The 24,185-nt window shown below is 69.9% G+C and carries 22 protein-coding genes and 1 riboswitch; of the genes, 4 read left to right on the forward strand and 18 right to left on the reverse strand.

Annotation, left to right across the window (positions count from 1 at the left end; translation table 11 throughout):
• Window positions 1-11: 11 nt before the first annotated feature.
• From CHB86_RS06020 to CHB86_RS06030, 3 genes are all read right to left on the reverse strand, one after another.
• On the reverse strand, window positions 12-920 hold the full coding sequence (locus CHB86_RS06020; RefSeq protein WP_089232102.1) for an EamA family transporter: 909 nt from the start codon (window positions 918-920) through the stop codon (window positions 12-14).
• Window positions 921-947: 27 nt separating this feature from the next.
• Window positions 948-1,289 carry a hypothetical protein gene (locus tag CHB86_RS06025; RefSeq protein ID WP_089232103.1) on the reverse strand — a complete coding sequence of 114 codons (342 nt, stop codon included), beginning with the start codon at window positions 1,287-1,289 and terminating at the stop codon, window positions 948-950.
• Between the two features lie 124 nt (window positions 1,290-1,413).
• Window positions 1,414-2,457 carry an aldo/keto reductase gene (locus CHB86_RS06030; RefSeq protein WP_089232104.1) on the reverse strand — a complete coding sequence of 348 codons (1,044 nt, stop codon included), beginning with the start codon at window positions 2,455-2,457 and terminating at the stop codon, window positions 1,414-1,416.
• A gap of 371 nt (window positions 2,458-2,828) precedes the next feature.
• Here CHB86_RS06030 and CHB86_RS06035 point away from each other — a divergent pair, with 371 nt between their 5' ends.
• The gene (locus CHB86_RS06035; RefSeq protein WP_089232105.1) at window positions 2,829-3,446 is read left to right on the forward strand and encodes an ImuA family protein; all 618 of its coding nucleotides are present in this window, start codon (window positions 2,829-2,831) and stop codon (window positions 3,444-3,446) included.
• Between the two features lie 133 nt (window positions 3,447-3,579).
• Entirely contained in the window at window positions 3,580-3,939 is a 360-nt protein-coding gene (locus tag CHB86_RS06040) for a DUF1636 family protein (protein WP_089232106.1), read from the forward strand.
• Between the two features lie 89 nt (window positions 3,940-4,028).
• On the opposite strand, the gene CHB86_RS06045 is transcribed toward CHB86_RS06040, so the two are convergent.
• The 9 genes from CHB86_RS06045 to CHB86_RS06085 form a co-directional block, all read right to left on the reverse strand.
• Complete coding sequence (locus CHB86_RS06045; RefSeq protein ID WP_089232107.1) at window positions 4,029-5,486, reverse strand: cobyric acid synthase; 1,458 nt, start codon at window positions 5,484-5,486, stop codon at window positions 4,029-4,031.
• Window positions 5,486-6,013 carry a hypothetical protein gene (locus CHB86_RS06050; RefSeq protein WP_141134830.1) on the reverse strand — a complete coding sequence of 176 codons (528 nt, stop codon included), beginning with the start codon at window positions 6,011-6,013 and terminating at the stop codon, window positions 5,486-5,488. The genes CHB86_RS06045 and CHB86_RS06050 overlap by 1 nt, the downstream gene beginning before the upstream one ends.
• A gap of 26 nt (window positions 6,014-6,039) precedes the next feature.
• The gene (gene cobO / locus CHB86_RS06055; RefSeq protein WP_089232109.1) at window positions 6,040-6,648 is read right to left on the reverse strand and encodes a cob(I)yrinic acid a,c-diamide adenosyltransferase; all 609 of its coding nucleotides are present in this window, start codon (window positions 6,646-6,648) and stop codon (window positions 6,040-6,042) included.
• A complete protein-coding gene (locus CHB86_RS06060) occupies window positions 6,645-7,055 on the reverse strand; it encodes a GFA family protein (RefSeq protein WP_089232110.1) in 411 nt (136 codons plus the stop codon). Before CHB86_RS06060 ends, cobO begins: the two co-directional genes overlap by 4 nt.
• Entirely contained in the window at window positions 7,055-10,876 is a 3,822-nt protein-coding gene (cobN, locus tag CHB86_RS06065) for a cobaltochelatase subunit CobN (RefSeq protein ID WP_089232111.1), read from the reverse strand. The genes CHB86_RS06060 and cobN overlap by 1 nt, the downstream gene beginning before the upstream one ends.
• Window positions 10,877-11,332 carry a GNAT family N-acetyltransferase gene (locus CHB86_RS06070; RefSeq protein WP_245837779.1) on the reverse strand — a complete coding sequence of 152 codons (456 nt, stop codon included), beginning with the start codon at window positions 11,330-11,332 and terminating at the stop codon, window positions 10,877-10,879. It lies immediately after the preceding gene.
• A complete protein-coding gene (cobW, locus tag CHB86_RS06075; RefSeq protein WP_089232112.1) occupies window positions 11,329-12,399 on the reverse strand; it encodes a cobalamin biosynthesis protein CobW in 1,071 nt (356 codons plus the stop codon). The genes CHB86_RS06070 and cobW overlap by 4 nt, the downstream gene beginning before the upstream one ends.
• A 105-nt stretch (window positions 12,400-12,504) precedes the next feature.
• Window positions 12,505-12,703: riboswitch (cobalamin riboswitch) on the reverse strand.
• A complete protein-coding gene (locus CHB86_RS06080; protein ID WP_089232113.1) occupies window positions 12,698-13,462 on the reverse strand; it encodes a cobalt-precorrin-6A reductase in 765 nt (254 codons plus the stop codon). It overlaps the preceding riboswitch by 6 nt.
• The gene (locus CHB86_RS06085; RefSeq protein WP_089232114.1) at window positions 13,459-14,532 is read right to left on the reverse strand and encodes a cobalt-precorrin-5B (C(1))-methyltransferase; all 1,074 of its coding nucleotides are present in this window, start codon (window positions 14,530-14,532) and stop codon (window positions 13,459-13,461) included. Before CHB86_RS06085 ends, CHB86_RS06080 begins: the two co-directional genes overlap by 4 nt.
• A gap of 111 nt (window positions 14,533-14,643) precedes the next feature.
• Here CHB86_RS06085 and cobA point away from each other — a divergent pair, with 111 nt between their 5' ends.
• Entirely contained in the window at window positions 14,644-15,504 is an 861-nt protein-coding gene (gene cobA, locus CHB86_RS06090) for a uroporphyrinogen-III C-methyltransferase (protein WP_089232585.1), read from the forward strand.
• The gene (locus CHB86_RS06095) at window positions 15,501-16,790 is read left to right on the forward strand and encodes a cobyrinic acid a,c-diamide synthase CobB (RefSeq protein ID WP_089232115.1); all 1,290 of its coding nucleotides are present in this window, start codon (window positions 15,501-15,503) and stop codon (window positions 16,788-16,790) included. The genes cobA and CHB86_RS06095 overlap by 4 nt, the downstream gene beginning before the upstream one ends.
• 235 nt (window positions 16,791-17,025) lie before the next feature.
• Here the strand turns inward: CHB86_RS06095 and cobM are convergent, their stop codons facing one another.
• From cobM to CHB86_RS06125, 6 genes are read right to left on the reverse strand one after another with little or no spacing between them, the layout of a single operon-like run.
• Window positions 17,026-17,790 (reverse strand): precorrin-4 C(11)-methyltransferase, encoded by a 765-nt coding sequence (gene cobM, locus CHB86_RS06100; protein WP_089232116.1) that lies wholly within the window; start codon window positions 17,788-17,790, stop codon window positions 17,026-17,028.
• Window positions 17,787-19,595: a precorrin-3B C(17)-methyltransferase gene (gene cobJ, locus CHB86_RS06105; protein ID WP_089232117.1), complete on the reverse strand. Its 1,809-nt coding sequence runs from the start codon at window positions 19,593-19,595 to the stop codon at window positions 17,787-17,789. Before cobJ ends, cobM begins: the two co-directional genes overlap by 4 nt.
• On the reverse strand, window positions 19,588-20,286 hold the full coding sequence (cobI, locus tag CHB86_RS06110; protein ID WP_089232118.1) for a precorrin-2 C(20)-methyltransferase: 699 nt from the start codon (window positions 20,284-20,286) through the stop codon (window positions 19,588-19,590). Before cobI ends, cobJ begins: the two co-directional genes overlap by 8 nt.
• Window positions 20,283-21,476, reverse strand: coding sequence for a precorrin-6y C5,15-methyltransferase (decarboxylating) subunit CbiE (gene cbiE / locus CHB86_RS06115; protein WP_089232119.1), 1,194 nt, complete (start codon window positions 21,474-21,476; stop codon window positions 20,283-20,285). The genes cobI and cbiE overlap by 4 nt, the downstream gene beginning before the upstream one ends.
• On the reverse strand, window positions 21,473-23,050 hold the full coding sequence (locus CHB86_RS25300; protein ID WP_342747450.1) for a precorrin-8X methylmutase: 1,578 nt from the start codon (window positions 23,048-23,050) through the stop codon (window positions 21,473-21,475). Before CHB86_RS25300 ends, cbiE begins: the two co-directional genes overlap by 4 nt.
• Complete coding sequence (locus CHB86_RS06125) at window positions 23,047-24,174, reverse strand: sirohydrochlorin chelatase (protein WP_089232120.1); 1,128 nt, start codon at window positions 24,172-24,174, stop codon at window positions 23,047-23,049. The genes CHB86_RS25300 and CHB86_RS06125 overlap by 4 nt, the downstream gene beginning before the upstream one ends.
• Between the last annotated feature and the right edge of the window lie 11 nt (window positions 24,175-24,185).

The following is a 24,185-nucleotide window of genomic DNA, read 5'->3' on the forward strand; positions in this document are numbered from 1 at the left end:
CTGATCCGCCGTCAGGTCACGAGGACCAGCACCACGAGGCTGAGCGCCAGAAGGCCGATCCCGAACACCTCCCGCCGCGACAGGCGCTCGCCGAAAAAGAGCGCCCCGCCGGCCACCGAGAACAGCAGCTCCACCTGCCCGAGCGCATAGACATATGCCGCGTTCTGCAGCGCGAAGGCGGTGAACCAGCAATAGCTGCCGGCGAGGCTCGCCGCCCCGACCGCCAGCCCCGGCCGCCAGGCCTGCAGCACCAGCCGGATCTGCGCCCGGTCCTTCCACAGGAACCAGAGCAGCATCAGAAGCGATTGCGTCGCGGTCACGAGCGCCAGCGCCAGTGCGGCGCGGAACGCCACCGGGCCGTCCCCGAGAGAGAGCGTCGCCCCCCTGTAGGCGACGCCTGCCAGCGCGAAAAAGGCGCCGCTGGTCAGCCCCAGCAGGACCGAGGGGCTGATGAGGCGTTTGACCGCCCTGCCCGCCCCGCGTGGCCCCGGCGGCTCGGCCAGCACGAGGAGCGCCACGAGCCCCAGTACCAGCGCGCCGAACCCGGCTGGCGAGACGGTCTCGCCCAGCAGGAGCCAGCCCACGAGGACCGTCTGCAGCACTTCGGATTTCTTCAAGGTGATGCCGACGGCGAAGTTGCGGAAGCTGAACAGCATCACGACGCAGATCGTCGCCAGGATCTGTGCCACCCCGCCGGCCAGCGCGAAGGCCCAGAACCGCCCGGTGAGCGGCGGCATCTCCGCACCGCCAGCCAGGATCCAGCCGACAACGGCCGAGGCGATCGCCGGCGCGGACCACAGGAAACGCGCCCATGTCGCCCCGGCGGCGGAGAGGCCGGCCTGCTTCAGGCGCTTCTGAAGCGCGAACCGCAGTGTCTGGAACAGCGCGGCTGCCAATGTGACGGCGATCCAGGTTTCCATCTCCGCCCCTTGGCAGGCCGTGGCCGGTCAGTCCAGACAGATCTCCGCCCGGATGCCACCGTCGAGCAGCACCTCGTTGCAGCCGAACATCGGGACGACCGGCGTGCAGGTCCGGGACCGCGCAAGGCACATGCCCTCGCAATCGGAGTTCTGCGAACAGGTCTGGTTGGCATCGCGCGGCGTGATGTAGCACACGCTCGTCGCGCCCCCGGGCGCCTTGCCGAACTGTCCGCCCCGGGCCTCGCAGGACGCCTTCTGTTCTTGGAAGAACTCCGGCGTGCCGGGCGCGGCCTGCGGTTCGGGCGGGCTGCGGTCGGGCAGGCAGGCGGCAAGGGCCAGCAGGCAGGCAAGCGAAAGGAAGTGACGCATCGGACGCTCCGTCGGGCGAGTCTCGGCGGCACGAAACGCCATGCGGCCGGGCGGCGCAAGCCCACGACCGCGTGAACGGCGCAGGCTTGCCGGCCCGCGGCTGTTCGCGGGCGGTGCGCCTGTCTCAGTAGGGCATCGGGTGATCGCGCTGGATCTGGTTGATCTCGGCCAGGACCTCGTCCGACAGTTCGAGGTCGATCCCGTTGAGGATGCGCGCGAGCTGTTCCGTGGTCGTGGCCCCGAAGATCGCCGACCCCATGAACGGCCGCGCCCGGCAGAAGGCCAGCGCCATGTGGACGGGATCGAGGCCATGCCGCTCTGCCAACCCGCAATAGGCCTCGACCGCGGCGTCCGACCGCGGATTGGCGCGCCCCGACAGGTTGGCGTTGAGCGACATCCGGCTGCCTTCCGGCACCACGCCGCCAAGGTACTTGCCGGTGAGCAGCCCGGCCCCGAGCGGCGAATAGGCCAGCAGCGGCACCTTCTCGTTGACGCTGAGCTCCGCCATGTCGGTGTCGAAGATGCGGCAGAGGAGCGAATACTCGTTCTGGATCGAAACCATGCGCGGGGCGCCGGTCTCCGCCGCCAGCCGCAGCCATTCCGCCGTGCCCCAGGCGCTTTCGTTCGACAGGCCGAAATGACGGACCTTGCCGGCGCGCTGCAGCTCGGTCATCGCCGCGAGCACTTCTCGCATGTTGGCCTCGGTCTCCGCACGGTCCTGACCGGAGGGGTCGTAATCCCAGTACTGGCGGAAATGGTAGGAACCGCGATTCGGCCAGTGGAGCTGGTAGAGGTCGATCACGTCGGTCTTGAGCCGGGCCAGCGAGGTCTCGACCGCCGCGACGATGGTCTCGCCATCGATCCCGCGCCCGCCCCGGCAGATGCCCTTGTTGGAACCTGTGATCTTGGTCGCCAGCACGATATCGCCGCGACGGCCGGAGGCGGCGATCCAGTCGCCGATGACCTCCTCGGTCCGGCCGATGGTCTCGGCGCGCACCGGGTTGACGGGGTACATCTCGGCGGTGTCGATGAAGTTGATTCCGGCGTCGAGCGCCATGTCGATCTGGCGGTGGCCGTCGGCCGCCTCGGTCTGGTTGCCGAAGGTCATGGTGCCAAGACACAGGTCGGTCACCTCCAGGTCGGAGGTTCCGAGAGGTTTCTTCTGCATGGTGATCCCTGGTTTTTCGCTTGCGCCCACAGTCGCGTTGCAGGCTGGCGGGAGCAACCCCCAATCGTCGGCCTCCCGCCCGTCGCCGACGCATCTTCAGATGCGCCGCCTCCCGTTGGGCCGGGCCGCGCGCCGGCGCGCGCGGCGCCTCCGACGGGGATGTTTCCCGACAGACGAAAGGGCGTGCGGGTCCATCGGGCGGGCTGCCGCGCTGGTCCCTTGCAACGACCCTGGCCACCCTTTCCACAGGCGAAGCCTGCCCGGCCCAACGGGATGAGATGCCGAAAGGCATCGAAGACGGGCGGGAGAGCGCCGGGCCGGACCCAAGGCACCACTTGAGAACATTAAGTGAACATATATACTCTCTCCCCATGTCCCGTCACCATGCCCTGCTGACACGCCACTCCCATGCCGGTCACCCCGCCCTGCCGGTTGCGGGCGAGATGTCGCTGGCCCTGGCGCGGGTGCATGAATTCTGCGGCCCTGCCCGGCACACCCTGGCGCTGGCGGTTGCGGCGGCCCGGCCCGGCCCGGTGCTGTGGATTGCGCCCAGCTGGGAGGCGGAATGGCTCAACGGAGAGGGGATGGCGGCCCGGATCGACCCGGGCCGGCTGGTTTTCGTGGCGGCTCCACAGGCCGGCGACCTGCTGTGGTCGATGGAAGAGGCGCTGCGCTCGGGCGCAACCGCGCTGGTGGTGGCAGAGCTGCCCGAACCGCCGGCGCTGACGCCCGTGCGGCGGCTGCACCTGGCGGCGGAAACCGGCGCGTCCGAGGGCGCGGTCGTGCCCCTGGGGCTGTTGCTGACCCCCGGCGATGGCGGCGCGCAGGGGGTGGAGAGCCGCTGGCACCTCGCGCCCGACCACACCGCAGCAGAAAGCCACTGGCGCCTGGAGCGGCGGCGCGCCCGATCCGCACCACCGGCTGGCTGGAGGCTGGCGGAGCGGGCCGATCCCGCCGACGGCAGGATGCGGCTTGCCTCCCTGCCCTGACGGATCGGCAGGCCTGACCGGCGCGCGGGCCACTGTTTGCCGGCCCACGTCCCGCCGGATCGGGGCGGCAGGGGTGTGGACATCCCCGCCCGAAGCTTTCATGTCTGTCCGGGTTGGAAGTTCCGGAGCCGAGATGACCACGATCACCGTCTGCACCACCTGCCGCAACGCGGTGAACCGCGACACCCAGAAGGGCGCGCCCACGGGAGAAGATTTCCTGGACCTGGTCCGCGAACGCGCGGAAGGATCGGGCATCGCGGTGCGCGGGGTCGCCTGCCTGATGGGCTGCAACCACGGCTGCAACGTGGCGATCTCCGACACCGGCAAGATGACCTATGTCCTCGGCCGCTTCGACGGCACCGAGGCGGATGCCGCCGCGCTGACAGACTACGCCCGGCAACACGCCACCAGCGCCTCCGGCACCGTGCCCTTCCGGCAATGGCCGCAAGGCGTTAAAGGCCATTTCGTCGCCCGCGTCCCCCCGCTGGACTGACCCGCGACCGCCCTCGAGGGCACCCACGCAATCACATCACCTGTCCGGAAATATCCCCGCCGGAGGCATCCCACGGCGCAAGGGGCGCCTCAGCCCGGCACCGGGCGCGCCATCTCCAGCAGACCGTCGACGTCCATGTGGGCCTCCAGATGCGCGGCCAGGTCATCCAGCGCCGCCTCGACCGCCGCGCCGTGCGACAGGCCCGACGCCACGCCTCCGAGCCCCTGCAGGAACGCCGCCCGGAAGCCGTCCTCGGCGAAAAGACCGTGCAGGTAGCTGCCCATGATCCGCCCGTCGCCCGAAATCGCGCCCTCCGGACGCCCGTCGACCATCGCGAAGGGCCGCGCGCGGTCCGGACCGTCGCTGCGGCCGATATGGATCTCGTAGCCCGAGAAGCCTGCGCCCGTCGGCACATGGGTCGCGCGCACCCGGGTCAGCCGCTTCTCGGGCACCATCTCCGTGACGATATCCAGAAGGCCGAGCCCCTCGGTCTCCCCCGGCGTGCCCTCGAGCCCCTCGGCGTCGACGATGCGACGCCCCAGCATCTGGTAGCCGCCGCACAGGCCCAGCACCCGGCCTCCCCGGCGGACATGCGCAGCCAGATCGATATCCCACCCCTGCGCGCAAAAGAAGGCGAGGTCGCCCCGCGTCGATTTCGTCCCCGGCAGGATCACGAGGTCCGCATCGCCCGGCAACGGATGCCCCGCCCGCACCATGGTGAGCCGGACCCCCGGCTCCAGCCCGAGCGGGTCCAGGTCGTCGAAATTGGCAATCCGCGACAGCACCGGACAGACAACGTGAAACCCGCCCTCGCCGGAGGCGGAGCGCAGATCCAGCGCGTCCTCCGCCGGCAGCCGGCCCGCGCCCTCGAACCAGGGAACGACCCCGAAGCCACGCCAGCCGGCCTTCTCCTCGATCAGCCGATAGCCATCTTCGAAGAGCGCAGGATCGCCTCGGAACTTGTTGATCGCAAAGCCGCAAATCAGGTCGGCATCCTCGGGATCAAGCACCGCGCGGGTGCCGACGATCTGCGCGATCACCCCGCCGCGGTCGATGTCTCCCACCAGCAGGACCGGAACCCCGGCCGCCCGCGCGAACCCCATGTTGGCGATGTCGCCCGCCCTCAGGTTGACCTCCGCCGGGCTGCCCGCCCCTTCGACGAGGACGAGATCGGCCTCTCCGCCCAGGCGCCGAAAGCTCTCCAGTACCGGCGCCATCAGTGTCGGTTTCAGCGCCGCGTAATCCCGCGCCCGCACCGTTGCCACTCGCCTGCCCTGCACCACGACCTGCGCGCCGGTCTCCGTTTCGGGTTTGAGCAGCACCGGGTTCATGTCCACCATGGGCTCGACCCCGCAGGCCAGCGCCTGCAGCGCCTGCGCCCGCCCGATCTCGCCCCCGTCGGCCGTCACCGCCGCGTTGTTCGACATGTTCTGCGGCTTGAAGGGACGCACCGTCAGCCCGCGGCGCAGGAACGCCCGCGCCAGCCCGGCCACAAGCATCGACTTGCCGACATTCGACCCGGCGCCCTGGATCATCAGCGCGCGCATCAAGTCCGCAGCCCCTCCGACGCTGGAATGCCGAGTCTTGCTTCGATCAGACGAGCGCAGCCCAGAGCGATCCCATCGCATTCCATCGGGTAGTAGGCGAGGTCGGCCTCTTCAGGGAGACCTCCGTCTTTGAGCCATTGCCGACCGACCTCGCTGGCATCGACAAGAGTTCGACCCTCATTGAATTCGTAAGCGTAACGCCCTTTCAGGAACGCATTCTTCAGTGCCTTAAGGACCGTTTCCACATCTTCAGCGTTGCGAAGTCTCGCGTGCTCCGCGTAGCGCTCGCGTGCGACGTTCAGAATAGCTTCACGCGGCTCACTGCCAAGATCCTTCCAGATCTTAAAATAGTCGTGTTTATGAGATCGATTGGCGCTTCCACTGTCCAAGCGATAGGCAGCCTTCAGTAAGATCTCCATTTCAAGAGTAGCGAGCATCGCGGAGGCATTTCCATACCCGACAAGTGCAGCCGATAACTTGTCGGAAGCCTCAATGTAGTCCCGTGCGTGTCCATGCATATCACGCACGATCTGCTCATTCGAACGACCCACGCCTAGAACTCGACCCCGGCCTGCGCCTTCACGCCCGAGCGGAACGGGTGCTTCAGCAGTTCCATCTCGGTGGCGAGATCCGCGATCTCGATCAACTCTTCCTTGGCGTTGCGGCCGGTCAGCACGACGTGGGTCATCGGCGGCTTTTGCGTCCTCAGGAAGTCCACCACCTCGGCCACGTCGATGTAATCGTAGCGGATCGCGATGTTGATCTCGTCGAGCAACACCATCCGGTTGGTCTCGTCGAGGATCAGCTCCTTGGCTTTGGCCCAGGCGGCCTGCGCCATCTCGATGTCGCGCGACTTGTCCTGGGTCTCCCAGGTGAAGCCTTCGCCCATGGTGTGGAAGGCGCATTTGTCGGCAAAATGGCCGAGGATCAGGTCGCGCTCGCCAGTCGACATGCCGCCCTTGATGAACTGCACCACCGCGCAGGGCATGTCGTGGGCGATACAGCGAAAGATCATCCCGAAGGCGGCCGAGCTCTTGCCCTTGCCCTTCCCGGTGTGGACGATCACCAGTCCCTTCTCCTCGGTCTTGGTGGCCATGATCTTGTCGCGCGCGGCCTTCTTCTTGGCCATCTTGGCGTTGTGGCGTTCGGTATCGTCGGTCATGCGTTCTCTCCATCGTTGCCGCCATGAGGATGGCGCGGCAGGTCGTCCGAAATCATCATCCAGGACAGATGTTCGGCGTGGTGGACATGAAACCCGGGCCGGTAGTCGGCCGGATCGTCGAGGCCGGCCGCGTAAAAATGCATCTCGCCGCGGTACTTTTCCGACGCGTAGGCGACCGGCGTGCCGCAGGTGGCGCAGAAGAAGCGGGTCACGCCAGGTGCGGAAGCGTAGGTGGCCGGCACCTGCCCGGTCCATCGCCAGTCTCCGTTGCGGACGCCGAAAAAGGCCGCAACCGGAGCCGCGCAGTTCCGCCGGCAGCTCTCGCAATGGCAATAGGCCGACCAGAGCCGCGGCCCCGTGATCTCCCAGCGGATCGCCCCGCAGAGGCAGTGTCCCCGCTCCGCCATCAGCCGCGCCCCGCCCCGATCATCTCCGCAAGACGCATCCGGGCGGAGTTCGAGCGCGGCGTCCAGAGGTCGCGGTCGATCGCCTCCTGGAAGCGCTCGGCCATCTCGCGCAGCGCCGGCGCGTTGGCGTCCGCGACGAATTCGCGGGTGTCGTCGTCCTCCAGATAGGCCTCGTAGACCAGGTCGAAATGGTGATCGCGCACCGCGCCGGTGGTGGCGGCAAAGGCGAACAGGTAATCGACCGTCGCGGCCATCTCGAAGGCGCCCTTGTAGCCGTGCCGCTTTACCCCGGCGATCCACTTGGGATTCGCCGCACGGGCGCGAACGACGCGGCCGATCTCCTCGTCCAGCGTCCGGATCAGCGGCCGTTCCGGGCGGGAGTGGTCGTTGTGATAGACCTTCGGCGCCTCTCCCCGCAAGTGCTCCACCGTCGCGGCCATGCCGCCCTCGAACTGGTAGTAGTCGTCGCTGTCGAGCAGGTCGTGTTCGCGGTTGTCCTGGTTCTGGACCACTGCATCGACCTGCTGGAGTCGCGCCGCGAAGTCGCCGCGCGCCTCGGCGCCCTCGTGCCCCTCGCCATAGGCATATCCACCCCAGGTCAGGAAGGCATCGGCCAGGTCTCCCTTGTCCTGCCAGAGCCGCTCGTCGATCATGGCCTGAAGACCCGCGCCATAGGCGCCGGGCTTCGAGCCGAACACGCGGAAGCCGGCTCGCGCGGCGCCCTGCTCGGCTGAGTCGCGGCGGAACCGGGCGGCGGCCGGGTTCTCGGCCTCCGGTTCGTCCAGTTCCATCACCGCCCGTGCCGCCGAGGCGACGAGGTCCACCTGCGCCGGGAAAGCATCGCGGAAGAAGCCCGAGATGCGGAGCGTGACATCCACCCGCGGCCGGCCAAGCGCGGTGGCGGGGATGATCTCGAACCCGGTGACCCGCCCGGACATCTCGTCCCAGACCGGTTTCACGCCCATCAACGCCAGCACCTGTGCGATGTCGTCACCGCCCGTGCGCATGTTGGCCGTGCCCCAGGCGGTCAGCGCGATGGCGCGCGGCCAGTCGCCGTGGTCCTGCAGGTGCCGGTCGATCAGCATCGACGCCGATTTCCATCCAAGTTCCCAGGCCGCCCGGGTCGGGATGGCGCGGCTGTCGACCGAGAAGAAGTTGCGCCCGGTGGGCAGCACGTCGAGCCTGCCGCGGGTCGGGGCGCCCGAGGGTCCTGGCGCAAGAAAGCACCCGTCGAGGGCCGTCAGAAGCCCACCGATCTCCGCGGCGCCGCAGTGCTGCACCGCCGGGCGAACCCGTGCTTCGATCTCCTCAAGCACCGCCTCCGAGGCCGGGCCCGGGGGGCCGAGCGTGCCTTCGACCATTGCAGCCGCGTAGACCTCCAGCCTCTCCACGGTGTCGCCGGCGCTGCGCCAGGGGTTGCGCTCTCCTGTCGGAGATCGCGAGGGGGGGCGGGAGCCGGGCGCGCCTTGCGCGCCCGGCTCCCGCCCCCGCGGGTCGTCTGCGTCAGCAGGCGAAACATCCAGCGTCGCCAGAGCATCCGGCCGCGCACCGCTCCACGGCGCCGCCAGCGCACAATCCAGCGGGTCGAAGTCGAGGCCGAAGTCACCGGCCAGCGCCCGGATCAGGGAGGCATCGCCGCCCTTGCCGTCTCCGCGGGGAACACGCGTCAGCGCAACGATCAGATCCCGGGCAAGGCGGCCGCCGGGCGCCTCGCCGAAGATGTGCAGCCCGTCCCGGATCTGGCTTTCCTTGAGCTCGCAGAGATAGGCGTCGAGCTTCTGCAGTCGGCTGTCCGTGTCATCGCCCTCGACGACGCCCGCATCCGTCCCGAGCCCCGTCGCCTCCATCAGCGACAGGATCTCGCGGCGCAGGTACTCGATCCGCCGCGCATCGACGCCGGCGGCCTGGTAGTACTCGTCCACCAGCACCTCGAGGTCGCGCTGCGGGCCATAGCTTTCGGCCCGGGTCAGCGGCGGGGTCAGGTGATCGACGATCACCGCCTGGGCGCGCCGCTTGGCCTGGGTGCCTTCGCCGGGGTCATTGACGATGAACGGATAGACATGCGGCAAGGGCCCGAGCACCGCCTCGGGAAAGCAGCAGTCGGACAAGGCCACCGCCTTGCCGGGAAGCCACTCGAGATTGCCATGTTTCCCCATGTGAACAATGGCATGCGCACCGAAACGGAACCTCTGCCAGAAGTAGAAGGCAAGGTAGTTGTGGGGGGGCGCGAGGTCGGGGGCGTGATAGGTGTCGGTCGGGTCGATATTGTAGCCGCGCGCCGGCTGGACCCCAACGACCACGTTGCCATATTCCAGCACGGACAGCGCAAAGCCCGTGCCGTCGCAGAACGGATCGGCCTCCGGCGGACCCCACCTGTCTTCGACCTGTTCGCGCACTTCCAGCGGCAGGGCGTCATAGGCGCGCCGGTAATCCTCCAGCGACAGACGCACGCCACCTGTCCGCTCGGCGCGATCGGTGAGCCAGTTGGTCGGACCGGCCAGCACCGCGGCCATCAATGCGTCGGAACTTTCCGTTTCATTATCAATTTGATACCCCGCACTCTTCAGAGCCGACATCACCCCGACCGTCGCCGCGGGTGTGTCCAGCCCGACGCCGTTCGCGAGGCGTCCATCCTTGTTTGGGTAATTGGCGAGGATCAGCGCGACGCGCCGTTCCGATGCCGGCGTCGCCCGGAGCCGCGCCCAGTTCTCGGCGAGGTCGGCCACGAACTGCACCCTGTCGCCCCGCGCCCGGTAGGCGGCGATGGCGCATTGGGTGGCGTCGTCGAAATAGGCCTGCGCCTTGAAGCTGACAGCGCGTGTCAGGACGCGCCCGTCGACCTCCGGCAGCGCCACGTTCATCGCGATATCACGGGCGGTGAGGCCGCGCTCACTCTCGGCCCAGGCCTCCTCCGCGCCACCCGAGAGCACCACCTGGAGCACCGGCGCGCCGGGGGCATCGAGCACGGTGGACGGACGCTCCCCGGCCCAGGCGGCCGGGTCGGGTGAGGACACGGCAAAGCTTGTGGCATTCAGAACCACATCGGGCGGCGCCACGGCAAAGAGCCGTTCCAGCGTCGCCACCGAAACCGGATCCTTCAACGAGGCCACGAATACGGGCAGCGGGTTCAGCCCCCGCCGCAATAGCGACTTCACCAGTTGATTGACCGGGTGCAGCCCGGCCCCCTGCAGGAGCGCGCGGTAGAAGGTGATCGCCACCACCGGCGCGCCGTCGCTCCAATGGTTGCGCAGGCCGGCAAGGTCGGTGCGGCTCTCGCCCGGCCAGTAGAGCCCGGCGCGGAGCAGCGGCTCGGCCTCGGGCGGGCGCTCGCCCCGGCCCAGAATGTGACCGGTCAGGCGCAGGAAGTTGCCGGCATTCTCCGGCCCGCCCTCGACGCAATAGGCCCAGAGCGCGTGCCAGTCCTCGGCAGAGACGGTGGAGAGTCGCAGCAGTTCCGGGTCCGGCTTGTCATCCCCCGGCAGCAGCGCCAGCGCCACGCCGGCCGCGCGCAGACGGGCCGAGAGCTGCTCCACCGCGTAGGACCAGTAGGCCGCGCCGCCCAGCACCCGGGCGATCACCAGCTTCGACCGCTCCGCCGTGTCGCCGATATAGGTGTCGACGGAAAAGGGATGGGAAAGCCAGCCGAGGTTGGCGAGCCGCAGCTCCGGCGCGGCGTCTCCGAGGGCCTGGCGGGCTTCGGAGAGCGCCGCCAGTTCGGTGTCGGCGGCGGACAGGAAGATCACGTCCGCGGGCGTTTGCCCGGGATCGACCGGCTCGCTGCCGTCGGTGACCTGACCGGGGATGGCGGCGAGCAGATGCATTCAGAGCGCCTTTTCCATGTAGAGGCTCCACGGCGTGGGCGTGTAATCCCCGAAGGCACCGCGATAGGCATAGCCGCTGCGCTCGTAGAACCGCAGCGCGGCCTTGAGCTCGGTGCCCGTCTCGAGGAGCATCAGCGGAAAGCCGAGCTGCCGCGCCTCCTGCTCCACATGCGCTAGCAACTCGGCGGCGAGGCCGGAGCCGCGCATGTCGGCGCGCACGAACATGGATTTCACCTCGCCGTAGCCGTCGCGTTCCGCCAGAGCCACGCAGCCCTGCGCGTCCTCGCCAACCTCGGCCACGAAGAAGTGGATTTCCGGGGCCACCAGCTTGTCGATCGGCAGGTAGTTGCGCGCCTCCGGCGGCGATGAGGCGTGCATGATCTCCTGGCTGGCCCGCAGCAAGGCCGTGGCGCCGGGCTCGCGCGGGTCGCCCCTGCGGATCTGCGCCGCGCTCACGCCACCAGTGCCTTCTCGATGGCCAGCCGGTCGAGTCCGGCCTGGCCAATCACCACCAGCCGCGTCTCGCGCGACTCGTGGGCGGCGAAGGGGCGGTCGAAATAGCTGTCGATCCGGGGGCCAACTGCCTGAACCGTCAGCCGCATCGGCTTGCCCGCCACGGCGGCGAACCCTTTGAGCCGCAGGATGTCATGGGCGCGGATCACCTCCGCCATCTGCTCGGCAAAGGCCGCGGGATCGGCGATCTCGGAACGGCTCACCACGAAGCTCTCGAACTCGTCGTGGCCGTGCTCGTGTTCGTGATCGTGGTCGTCCTCGTCGTCATCGTCGTGGTGATGATGATGGTGATGCACCTCGTGACGCCCTTCCAGGTCGTCCTCGGCGCCGATGCCGAGACCGAGCAGCACAGCGGCGTCCACCGCGCCCATCTCGGCATGCAGCACCGAGACGCCCGCGCGCACCTCGCCCCGGAGTTTCGCGGTCAGCGCCTCGGCAGCGGCACCGCCCAGCAGGTCGGCCTTGTTGACGACGACCATGTCGGCGCAGGCGAGCTGGTCCTCGAACAGCTCGGACAGGGGCGTCTCGTGATCGATGGTCTCGTCGGCCACACGCTGGGCGTCCACCGCCGCCTCGTTGGCGGCAAAACGTCCCTCGGAGAGCGCCGGCCCGTCGACCACCGCCACCACGCCATCCACGGTGACCCGGGTGCGGATGTCGGGCCAGTTGAAGGCCCGCACCAGCGGCTGCGGCAGGGCGAGGCCGGAGGTCTCGATGACGATGTGGTCCGGCGCGTCGGGCCGGTCGATCAGCTTCTGCATCGCGGGCAGGAAATCCTCCGCCACGGTGCAGCAGATACAGCCGTTCGAGAGCTCCACCACGTCCTCTTCCTTGCAGCTCTCGATGCCGCATCCCTTGAGGATCTCGCCATCGACGCCGAGGTCTCCGAATTCGTTGATGATGAGCGCGATCCGCTTGCCGTTGGCGTTGTCCAGCAGGTGGCGGATGAGGGTCGTCTTGCCGGCGCCGAGAAAGCCGGTGACGACGGTTGCGGGGATCTTCTGGGCCATGGCGCGGGCTCCTTGCGACAGCGGCGAAAGGTGCAGGAATCACGCGGGCGGCCTCTGACCGGCGCGACCCCGGAGCACCCCGCCCGAACCCGCATCCCGCACCGGCTGCGCCGGCGGCACGAGGCAGGTCTCCTGGCTCGCGGGTCATCACCGGCACCTGCCTTCCCGGCGCGTCTTGCGCCAGTGGCCCGGGGTGTCGGCTCGCCGCGTACAGTCGCGGGGGCGGCTGCGGTTCGGGGCAACGGCCCCGGCGCATTCCCTCTTCGCCCGGAATCGTCCGGGCACCTCGTGGCGGAGGTTATGGAGCCGTGCCGGAAGGCGTGTCAAGCACACCCCGGCCGGCGAGCAAGCCGAGCACCGCGCCGACCGTCAGGACGTGCGCCACGCCCTCGGGCAGCGGCGGGCGGTCGATCATCATCACCCGCAGGCCGAGATCCGCGGCGGCATCGAGCTTCGCCCGCCCCTCCGTGCCGCCCGCGTTCCTTGTCACCAGGTGGGTGATCCGATGCGCCCGCATCAGCTCAAGTTCCTCTGCACGGGAGAACGGCGGGCGGGCGAGGATCTGGGTGACATGGGCCGGCAGCGCCCCGACCGGCTCGATGGAACGCAGGAACAGCGCCAGGTCCGGCCGCAGGTCCAGCGCCTGCGCCGAGCCGGATCCGGTGGCGAGCAGCGCCCGCGCCCCGGCGGTCAGCGCAGCCATCGCGGCGGGAAGGTCGGCGAAATGGCTCCAGTCCGCACCGTCGGTCCGCTCCCATGCCGGGCGGCGGAGCACCAGGAGCGGGCAGCGCGCCAACTCGGCGGCGCGGACGGCATTCGCGGTGATACCCTGCGCGAAAGGATGCGTGGCATCAACGAGCGCGGTGATCCGCTCTTCGGCCAACGCCGCCGCCAAACCCTCCACACCGCCGAAGCCACCGCGCCGGACATCGCCGGGAAGCGATGCCGGCTGCCGCGTCACCCCGGCGAGCGAGGTCAGGGTCGCGACACCACGTCCCTCCAGCACCTCGGCCAGTTGCCGCGCCTCGGCCGTGCCGCCGAGGATCATCACCCGCACGCTCACGCCGGGCCTGCTTCGGCCAGAATCTGCCCTTGCCGGTCCACCACCAGCACGTCGACGGCGATCCCGGCGCCAGCCACGAGTTGCGCCGCTTCCGCCTGCGCGGCCTGCGCGATGGCCTGCGCCAGCGGCACCCCGACGCGTTCAAGCGCCTCGAGCGCGGTGTTGCAGGCGGCGATCTGCGCCCGATCCGCGCCGAGCCCTGCCGCCGTCTCTGCCAACCGCAGGAAATCCACCTGGCTGCGCGCCGAGTGCAGGTCCCGCGCGCCCTGCGCCAGCTTGGTGAGCTTGCCGAAGCCTCCCGCGATCGTCACCCGCGGCACCGGGTGACGCGCCAGGTATTTCAGCATTCCGCCGGCGAAATCGCCCATGTCGAGCATCGCGTGGTCCGGCAGACCGAAATGCGACTGCGCCACGCGCTCCGAGGTCGCGCCGGTGCTGCCGACCACATGGCTCAGGCCGGCGGCGCGGGCGACGTCGATGCCGCGGTGGATCGAGGCGATCCAGGCGGCGCAGGAAAACGGGCGGACGATGCCGGTGGTGCCAAGGATCGACAGTCCGCCGACGATCCCGAGCCGGGGGTTCCAGGTTTTCCGCGCCAGCCCCTCGCCACCGGGAACCGCAATCTCCACCTCGAAATCGGCGGGGATGCCGCGCGCTTCGGCGACGTCGGTGAGGGCACGGGTGATCATCTGGCGCGGCACCGGGTTGATCGCCGGCTCGCCGACTGCGATGGGCAGGCCAGGCCGGGTCACCTGCCCCACCCCCTCGCCCGCGCGAAACACGATCCCCTGCCCCGGCGCAGCATGGCGCACCGTCACAAGAATCAGCGCGCCGTGCGTCACGTCCGGGTCGTCGCCGGCGTCCTTGATGACCCCGGCCCGCGCCCAGCCCTCGCCCAAGGCCATCTCGGCCAACGCAAAGAGCGGCGTCTCGCCCCGCGGCAGGGTGATCTCAACCGGGTCCACCCATTCGCCCGTCACCAACGCGCCGCAAGCCGCAGCGGCTGCCGCCGTGGCGCAGGCGCCTGTGGTGAAACCGGTTCGGAGGGGCCCCTCGGGTTTGCGTGTCATGCCAGCGGTATAGCCTGATGTCGCAGCCATGCGACAGGGGCAAGCGCGCTGCCCGCCGCGAGCACGGATGGCATCTCGCCATTGCCGTGGGCCGGCGGTATGGTGCGGCCCATGACTGACGCCCCCACGATCGTTCTTCCGCCGCACGACTGGCCGGCCTTTCCCGCAGGCCTTGTCTGGCTTGTCGGCGCCGGCCCCGGCGAGCCCGGACTGCTGACCCTGCAGGCGCTGCATGCGATGCAGCAGGCCGACGTGATCGTGCATGACGCGCTGGTCGATCCGCGCATCCTCGACTGGCGACGGCCGGGAACGCAGCTCGAATATGCTGGCAAGCGCGGCGGCAAGCCCTCCGCGAAGCAGCGGGACATCTCGCTGCGGCTGATCGAGCTCTCGCGCGAGGGCAAACGGGTGCTGCGCCTCAAGGGCGGCGATCCCTTCGTCTTCGGGCGTGGCGGCGAGGAGGCGCAGACCCTGGCGCAGGCTGGCGTGCCGATCCGCGTGACGCCCGGCATCTCCGCCGGGATCGGCGGGCTGGCCTTTGCCGGCATCCCGGTCACCCACCGCGACGTCAACCACGCCGTGACCTTCCTCACCGGCCACGACCAGACCGGCCTCGCGCCGAGCGGCATCGACTGGCCGGCGCTGGCCAAGGGCAGCCCGGTGATCGTGATGTACATGGCGATCAAGCACCTGCCGCAGATCTCTGCCGCGCTGCTCGACGCGGGCCGCCCGGGCCACGATCCGGTCGCCATCGTCTCCAACGCCACACTGCCCGACATGCGGGTGCTCGAGACGACGCTGGCCTGCGCCGCCGAAGACGCGGTGCGCGCCGAAATGCAGGCCCCGGCGATCGTCTGCCTGGGCCGCGTGGTCGAGATGCGCAAGGCCATCGACTGGATGGCGCAGCTCCGTGGCGAGGCGCCGCGCGATCTCGACCCGCTGAAACTCGCGGACACATCCGAGGCATCATGACAGCACGCGGTTTCGTGATTGCCGCCGCCAGTTCGGGTGCCGGCAAGACGACGGTGACGCTCGGGCTCCTGCGGGCGCTCCGGCGTCGCGGGATCGCCGTGCGGGCCGCCAAGAGCGGGCCCGACTACATCGACCCCGCCTTCCATGCCGCCGCCTGCGGCGCGCCGTCCGTGAACCTCGATGCCTGGGCGATGCCGCCCGACACGCTGCGCGCCCGCGCCGCCGGACAGGGCGGCGAGTTGCTGGTGGTGGAGGGCGCGATGGGCGTACTCGATGCCGGGCGCGACGGTCACGGTTCCGCCGCCGACCTCGCGGAAGCGCTCGGCCTGCCCCTGGTGCTGGTGCTCGACATCTCGCGGACCGGGCAGTCGGCGCTGCTGCCGGCGATCGGATTGCAGGCGCTGCGCCCCGACCTGCCGCTCGCCGGGGTGATCCTGAACCGCGCCGGCTCGGAGGCGCACGCCGCGATGGCGGCGGGCCCGCTGGCGGACACCGACACGACCGTCTTCGGCACCCTGCGCCGCGAGGACGTCCTGCGCCTGCCCGAGCGACACCTGGGCCTCGTTCAGGCCGCCGAGACCGAGGCGCTGGAGCACTTCCTCGAGCAGGCCGCCGACCGGATCGAAGCTGCGCTCGACCTCGATGCGTTGCTGGAGGCCGCCCGCCCCCTGCCCTCCGCATCCGGTGCGTTTCCGCGGCTGAAACCGCTGGGCAACCGGATCGCCGTCGCACGGGACGCCGCCTTCAGCTTCACCTATCCGCATCTGCTGGAGGACTGGCACGCGCAGGGCGCACAGATCCTGCCTTTCTCGCCCCTCGACAACAAGGGGCCGGACCAGTTCGCCGACGCGATCTACCTGCCGGGCGGCTATCCCGAGCTCCATGCCGGACGGCTGGCGGCCGCGGGAAAATTCCTCGGCCTGATGCGCCGTGCCGCGCAGCGGGGGGCCCGGATCTACGGAGAATGCGGCGGCTACATGGTGCTGGGAGAGGGTCTCACCGATGCGGAAGGAACGCGGCACGACATGCTCGGCTTGCTCCCGCTCGAGACCTCCTTCGCAGAACGGCGGCTGAGCCTCGGCTACCGGCGGCTGTCGCCCGCGCCTGGCGCGCCCTGGGAGGGGCCGCTGCTCGGGCACGAGTTCCACTATTCCACGGTGCTCCGCGAAGGCGCGGTGGAAAGGCTGTTCCGAGCCGCGGATGCGGCCGGAGCAAAACGCGCGGACATGGGCCTTTGCTCGGGGCGCGTCTGTGGCAGCTTCGCCCATGTGATCGGCCCGGCCTGATCCTCGTCACAACAATCCGTATCTGTCCCGCGCGCCGGAGGCGCGCCCGGCCCAACGAGGCAAGACGCGGCAGCGTCGCGCCTCGGCGGGAGCCCTCCCGCCCGCCGGCACCCCATCCAGGGATGGGGCTTCGCCGGTTGGGCCGGGCCGCGCGCATGGCGCGCGGGCGATCTTTCGGACGAAAGATCGTGCCTCCGGCGGGGATAAATTTCGACAGAAGAAGATCGGGGGCACCTCAGGCCCGGCGTTTCGGCCTCAGGATGTGGGGCTGGTCGGCGTCGTAGAGGGCCGAATCCGGGAAGTCGTGATCGGCGAAGACACGACCGACGAAAACCAGCGCCGTGCGCGTGAGCTTGGCCGCGCGGACCTTGTCGCGGATATCCGAGAGCGTGCCACGGATATAGGCCTCGTCGGGCCAGCCGACGCGGTAGGCGACGATCACCGGGCAATCGGCGCCGTAGAGCGGCGAAAGCTGACGTTCGATCTCGAGCAGGTTGCGGATCGAGAGATGGATGGCCAGCGTCGCGCGGGAGGCGCCGAGCGTGGCGAGGTCCTCGCCTTCCGGCATCGACGAGGATTTCATGGCCGTGCGGGTCAGAATGACCGTCTGCGCCACCTCGGGGATCGTCAGCTCCTGCCCCATCGCGGCGGCGGCAGCGGCATAGGCGGGCACGCCCGGGGTGATTTCGTAGGGAATGCCGAGCGCCCGCAGACGGCGGACCTGTTCGGCGATGGCGCCATAGAGCGAGGGGTCGCCGGAGTGCACCCGGGCGACGTCCTGCCCCCTGGCATGGGCCGCCGCGATCTCGGCGATGATCTCGTCGAGCGCCAGCGGCGCCGTGTCGATCACCCGCGCGCCCTCCGGCGCCCCGGCGACCACGGCCTCGGGAACCAGCGAGCCGGCATAGAGGCAGACCGGGCAGGACGCGATCAAACGCTGCCCCCGGACGGTGATGAGTTCCGGATCGCCCGGGCCGGCGCCGATGAAATGGACGGTCATGTCTGGTCTCCGTCAATGCGTTTCGCGTAGCCGCGCGGGGTATAGATCCAGCTGCCTCCGGCGCCGGCCTCGATATCGCCGCTGGGAATGCGGCGGGAGGTCGAAGCGCCGACGAGCACGATGGTCATCATGTCGACCTCGTCGACATCGAGCGCGTCGAGCCGCCGCAGGGTGAGGCGTTCTTCCGGCCGCCCGAGGCTCTGGGCGAGCAGCACCGGCGTGTCGGCGGGACGGTGCGCGAGCAGGATCTCGCGTGCCTCCGCCAGCAGGGTGCGGCGGCGGCGCGAGACCGGGTTGTAGAAGGCGATCACGAAATCGCCCGCCGCGGCAGCGTGGAGCCGTTTCACGATCGCCTCGCGCGGGGTCAGCAGGTCCGACAGCGAGATCGCGCAGAAATCGTGCCCCAGCAGAGCTCCGGCGCGCGCCGAGGCTGCCTGCAACGCGGAGATGCCGGGGACGTGGGTGAGCGCGACCCGCCGGGCGGCGTCCGAAACCCCGCCCGCCGCCGCGTCCCGGTCCAGGAGTTCCATGACCAGCGCGCCCATGGCGTAGATCCCGCCGTCGCCGGAACAGATCAGCGCCACGCGCCGCCCCTCGCCCGCGGCTTCCAGCGCGTACCGGCAGCGTGCCTCCTCCTCGCCCAGAGCGAAATCGCGGCGCATCCGGCCGCGGGCTTCCGGCCCCAGGAGGTCGATATAGAACCCGTAGCCGACAAGCTCGTCAGCCTCCGCGATCAGCCGCGTGGCCTCCGGGGTGCGCCAGGCGGCCTGGCCCGGCCCGATCCCGATCACGGAGAGGTGGCCGCGTGGGCTGCCCTCGGTCCCGCCGGCGCCGATCCGGGCGGCGGCGCAGGTGGCGTTGGCGCTCTTGCACTTCGGCATGTCGAGCGCGCCCTCGGGGCCTGCTGCGGCAAGCGCTGCGCCCTCGGCCACGCCATGGCAGCCGACCTCGGCGAAGACCACGTCGGAGGGGTTGGCGAGCCGTGGTGCCTCCTGCTCCAGCCGCGCGGCGGGATGGAAGCGGGCCGGCACGCCGAGGTGACGGGCCAGCGCATGGATTGCCGCCTCATCGGTCTTGATGTCGATGGAATGGACCGCCGCGATCTCGCCTGCGGCGATACCGGCCTCTGCAAGGCTCTGCCCGACAAGCGCGATCAGTTCATCCGACGGGCAGCCCCGGGCACAGCCGACCCCAAGGGCAAAGGCGCGGCGACGGTAGATCAAGGGCGGCGTTCCCGCCACGCTGAGCACCACCGGGGCGTCCGCATCAGCGGGCAGCACATCCACCGCGCCCTGCTCCGCCAGCGGTGTGAGCCAAGGCGCGTCGCCGGAGAGCTGACCGCGTTGGCCTGCGAGCAGTGCGGCCATGACCGGCTTGGCGTCCTCCGGGTTGTCCAGCCGCCACCCCTCCGGCGGCTCGTCCAGCGCCACGCCGAGCGCGACATCCCCCGCGGTGGTCAGCGCTGCCTCGGTTCCGAGCATGCCGGCGATCTGTCGGGCCAGGGCGTTGGCCCCGCGATGGCCGCCGAGCAGCGGCACCACGGCGGACCCGTCCTGCGCGACCGCCAGCACGGGCGGCTCGCTGCGCTTGTCGCCGAGAAGCGGCGCAAGGGTGCGGATCAGGATCCCGGCGGCGGCGATGCCGATGATCGGACGGCCAGAGGCGAACAACGCCTGCAGGTGCGCCGCCACGTCGTCGAAATCGCGTCCCCGCAGGTCGGCGCGGCCGCCGGTCGCCGTGGCGATGCGCTCGGCCAGATCGCCATGCGGCAGCAGCGAGACAATCACCGGTTTCGCGTCAGACATGGGCGTCCCTCCCCGGCAGGATGATCATCGAGAAATAGGGCGCCGTCTCCGGCGCCTCGCGAAGCGGGCGCACGTTCTGTTCCGGCAGAGAGGCATGGGAGACGAAAACGGCGCGTTCGGCGAGGCCAAGGCCCTCCAGCAACGCCCTGACCTTCGCGAGGTGCCGACCGATCTTCATGATCGCCACCGCGTTGGACTTGCGGATCTGCGCCTCCAGTTCGGCCTCCGGCAGGGTCGCGGGGAGCACGGTCAGCACCTCGTCGCGGGCGATGAGCGGCCGGCCGGCGGCGGCGGTCACGGCGCCAAGGGACGAGACACCGGGAACCACCTCGGTGGGGAAGCGCTCCGCGAGCCGCGCATAGAGGTACATGAACGAGCCATAGAAGAACGGGTCGCCCTCGCAGAGCACCACCACATCCTGCCCCTGTTCCAGCGCCGCGGCGATTTCCTCGGCGGCGCTGTCATAGACCTCCTGCGCGGGAAATCGTTCGCTGCGCATGGGGATCACGATCGGGATCTCGCGGGCGGTGTCCGGAATGAACGCCGCCGCGATGGAACGCGCAAAGCTCTCGCCGGTGTCCGGGGCCGGATAGGCAATCACCTGCGCGCCGGAGATCAGCCGGTGCGCCTTGAGCGTCAGAAGCTCCGGATCGCCCGGGCCGAGGCCCAAGCCGTAAAGGGTACCAGTCATTTCGTGAAACTCCATTGGGTGACGGGCATCAGCGGCTTCCAGCCGCGCAGGCTGCCCACGGGCGCGGCGCGGGAAACCGCCACCCGAATGAGATTGCCGCCATGGGCCGCATGGAGCTGCGCAAGCAGCGCCTCGCTCTCCAGCGTCACGGCATTGGCGACGAGGCGGCCATGCGGGCGAAGGGCGTCGAGCGATGCCCTTGCCACCTCCTCCGAGAGCCCGCCGCCGATGAAGACCGCGTCGGGCGGGGGCAGGCCTTCCAGCGCGTCAGGCGCAGAGCCATGCCGGAGGTCGAACCGCGGCGCGCCAAGGCGGGTCGCGTTGCCGGCGGCCACGGCGAGCCTCTCCGTGGACGCCTCGATGCCGATGGCCCGCATGTCGCGCTCGGCCCGCATCCACTCGATACCGACCGAGCCGCAACCGGCCCCGATATCCCACAGCAACTGCCCGCGGCGGGGCGCCAGCGCGGCGAGGGTCAGCACCCGCAGCTCCCGCTTGGTGAGTTGCCCGTCGTGCTCGAAGGCATCGTCCGGCAGGCCGGTGCGGGGCAGGATCGCGGCCCCCGGATCGCCCGCGCAGGCAACCGCGAGCACGTGGAAGTCGGGTGCCTGCGCGCTCCACTCGGCGGCGGTGCCGTCGATGCGGGCCTCGTCGGGGCCTGCGAGCGATGCCAGCACGGTCAGCCGGCTCGCGCCCATCCCCGCCTCGCGCAGCATTTCGGCCACGCGGGCGGGAGAGCCGCCATCCTGCGTCAGGATCAGCAGCCGCGCCCCGGGGACGAAAAAGGGCAGCGCCTGTTCCGCAGGGCGCCCGTGGATGGTGAGCGTCTCCACGTCGGCGAGGCTCCACTTCAACCGCGCGGCGGCGAGCTGGAAGGCGGAGAGCTGCGGGTAATAGGTGATCTCCTCGGGCGCGAAATGGCGCATCATCAGCGCGCCGGCGGAGAACCAGAGCGGGTCGCCGGTCACCAGCACCGCGACCCGGCGGCCGCGCCATTTCGTCAGTTCCTCCGCAAGGTCCCGGAATGGCGAAGGCCAAAGCACGCGCTCGGCCGCAATGTCGGGCAGGAGCGCCATCAGGCGTTCGCCGCTGACGACGATCTCGGCCGCTTGCAGCCGCGCCCGCGCCGCCGGCAGCAGCCCGTCCCAGCCGTCCTCACCCATGCCGATCACGTCGAGCCAGGCCGTCATGTGCCGTCGCCTCCCAGTCCGAGGGTCAGCGCATTGACCGCCGCCGCCGCCATGGCCGAGCCGCCGCGCCGCCCGAGCAGCGTGACGAAGGGGACGCCATGCGGGCGCTCGGCCAGCGCCTGCTTGCTCTCGGCAGCGCCGACGAAACCCACCGGGAAGCCGAGGATCAGCGCCGGGCGCGGCCAGCCACGCTCGATCCCTTCCAGCAGGTGAAAGAGCGCGGTCGGGGCGTTGCCGATGGCGACGATGCTGCCCTCCAGGCGCGCGCGCCAGAGCTCGGTTGCCGCGGCGGAGCGGGTGGTGCCGAGGCGTTTCGCCAGATCCGGTACGGAGGTGTCGTTCAGCGTGACCACCGGCGAAACGCCCGCCGGCAGCGCGCGAGCGATGATGCCCCGGGCAACCATTTCGCTGTCACAGAAGATCGGGAGTGTCTCGGCGGAGGCCGTTCCCGTGTTCGCCGCGCGCTGCACAGCCGCACGCCCGGCTTCCACCGCGCCCGAAGAGAGCCTGATGTCGGAGGCCACGTCGACCATACCGCAGGCATGGATCAGCCGGATCGCCAGCGGACGCGCGGCTTCGGGCAGCGCGGAGAGGTCGGCCTCGGCCTCGATCGTGGCGAAGCTCTGCCGGTAGATCGCCGCGGGATCGCGCTCGTAGGTCAGCGGAGCGGGGTCGCCCCGATGGATCACCGGGTCGGTGTCGCCGCCGGAGCGGAACCCCTCGGGATCCGCCATCCCGAGGATCATCGCTTCCTCGGTGCGAACCGCCAGGGGCATCGCGCCCGCCGCCGCGAGATGCCGGGCGAGATCGCCCTGCGCATCGAGGCGCGCGAGCCTGTCGGTCACCGCAGTCACCTGCCGTGCATCCTTGGGCATGTCGCCGGGAGCCGGCTCCAGAAGCGACGGATAGATCTCGGCAAAGACATGAGCCGTCCCGTCTCCCAGCGTCTCGAACGGCCAGATCGCGGCGCCGCAGCGGTGCCGGAGCCGCTCCAGCGCGGCAATGCCGGTCAGCGCCTGTCCTCCGACCGAACCAACGCCATTGAGCTTCCACACCTCCTGCGCGGATCGAACCTGCGTCTCGGCGTGCCGCGCATTGGCTGGCAGGCTTTCGCCCCAACCTTCTTTCCGCTTGGTTCTGGCGAGTCCGGCAATGTCACGTTTCAACCCGTTGCCCCAGAACGGCCCCTCGCCGGGAAAGGACGCGTTCAGGATCGCGGCGGCGTCGAACCGGTTGTTGGAATTGCGCGGCCCCTCTTCGATCAATGCGGCGATCCGGCGCCACAGGGGCGTCCAGCCCGCCTCGCCGGTGATCGCCTGCGCGGTGCCGGCCGGATAGCCGAAGGGAAAGTCGAACCCGCACAGGATGCGGTGCCCGACCCCCGAGGCCCGCGCGAGCAGCGCCTCGATCCGGTCGACCGCCTCGGCGCGGGTCGCGGGATTCTCCAGCACCTCGCTGTCGCCGGGCGCCCTGAAGGAGATCCAGATACTGTCCGGTCCGGTCTTCGGCGTGCCGCTGGCCGACCAGTCCACGGCCATGTAGCCATCGAACAGCCGCCCCTCGCCGCGCGTCATTTGCTCTTCAGATGCTTGCGGACGCTCTCCGGGCCCATCGGGTGATCGGCGTGGGGATAGGGCGGATGGTGGTGGTCGTGATCGTGGGAATGCCCGTGATCATGCGCGTGATGATGATCGTGGCCGTGGTGGTCATGGTCATGGTGGTGATGATGGTGGTCATGCCCCGCGTCGAGCCGGCAGGCGCCGGTGCAGAATGTGTCGCAGAGCGTGCAATCCTCCACGTTGGAGCCGGGGGCGGAGGCGCCCTGGCCCTCGACGTGGTGATGATGGCTCTCCTGCGGCATCCCGACCTCGGCCTCGAAGCCGAGCACCTGCGTGCGGTACTTGCACAGGGAGCAGTTCATCGCCGTCTCGCCGCCGAGGATCTCGGTCACGCGTTCGGCAAAGGTTTCAAGCACCTGCGGGTGGTCGTTCAGGTAGCCGGCCTTGACCCACTGGGCTTCCGGATGGGCGCTGGCAACCATGTCGGTAAAGCCGTAGATGCGGTCGATCAGGATGCCGGTGAACAGGAAATAGGGGAACACGACGTAGCGCTTGAACCCCAGCTTGGCGGCCTGTTCCAGCGCCGGTTCAACCAGCGGGAAGGTGACGCCGGAATAGCCGACCTCGCACCAGCCGAAGCCCATCCCCTCCCAGAGCATCCGGGCGATCTTGGAGACGTTGGAATTTGCGTCTGGGTCGGAGGCGCCGCGGCCGATCACCACCAGGCAGGTCTCGTGCGCCGGCACCGCGCCCTGCTCCGCATCTGCCCTGGCGATGGCCTCGCCGATGCGGTCCGCAGCGGCGGCGATCATCCGTGCATCGACGCCGAGGTCGCGGCCGTAATCCACCTGGATGCCATGCTCGGCTGCATAGGCGTTGAGCACGGAAGGGATGTCGTTCTTGGCGTGCATCGCGGCAAAGAGCATGCCCGGCACCGCCAGGATTCGCTCGCAGCCCGCCTCGCGCAGGTTGTCGAGGCCGACCCGGATCACCGGGTTGGCGAATTCAAGATAGCCGTAATCGACCATCCAATCCTGCGGCAGCAGCGCGGGCAGCTTCTGCGCCAGCACCGCGAACTCGTCCACCGCGGCCTGGGAACGCGAGCCGTGCCCACAGAGCATCACACCGATCCTGCTCATCGCGCGGCCTC

The sequence above is a fragment of the Tropicimonas sediminicola genome (assembly GCF_900188335.1).
GTDB classification, from domain to species: Bacteria; Pseudomonadota; Alphaproteobacteria; order Rhodobacterales; family Rhodobacteraceae; genus Tropicimonas; species Tropicimonas sediminicola.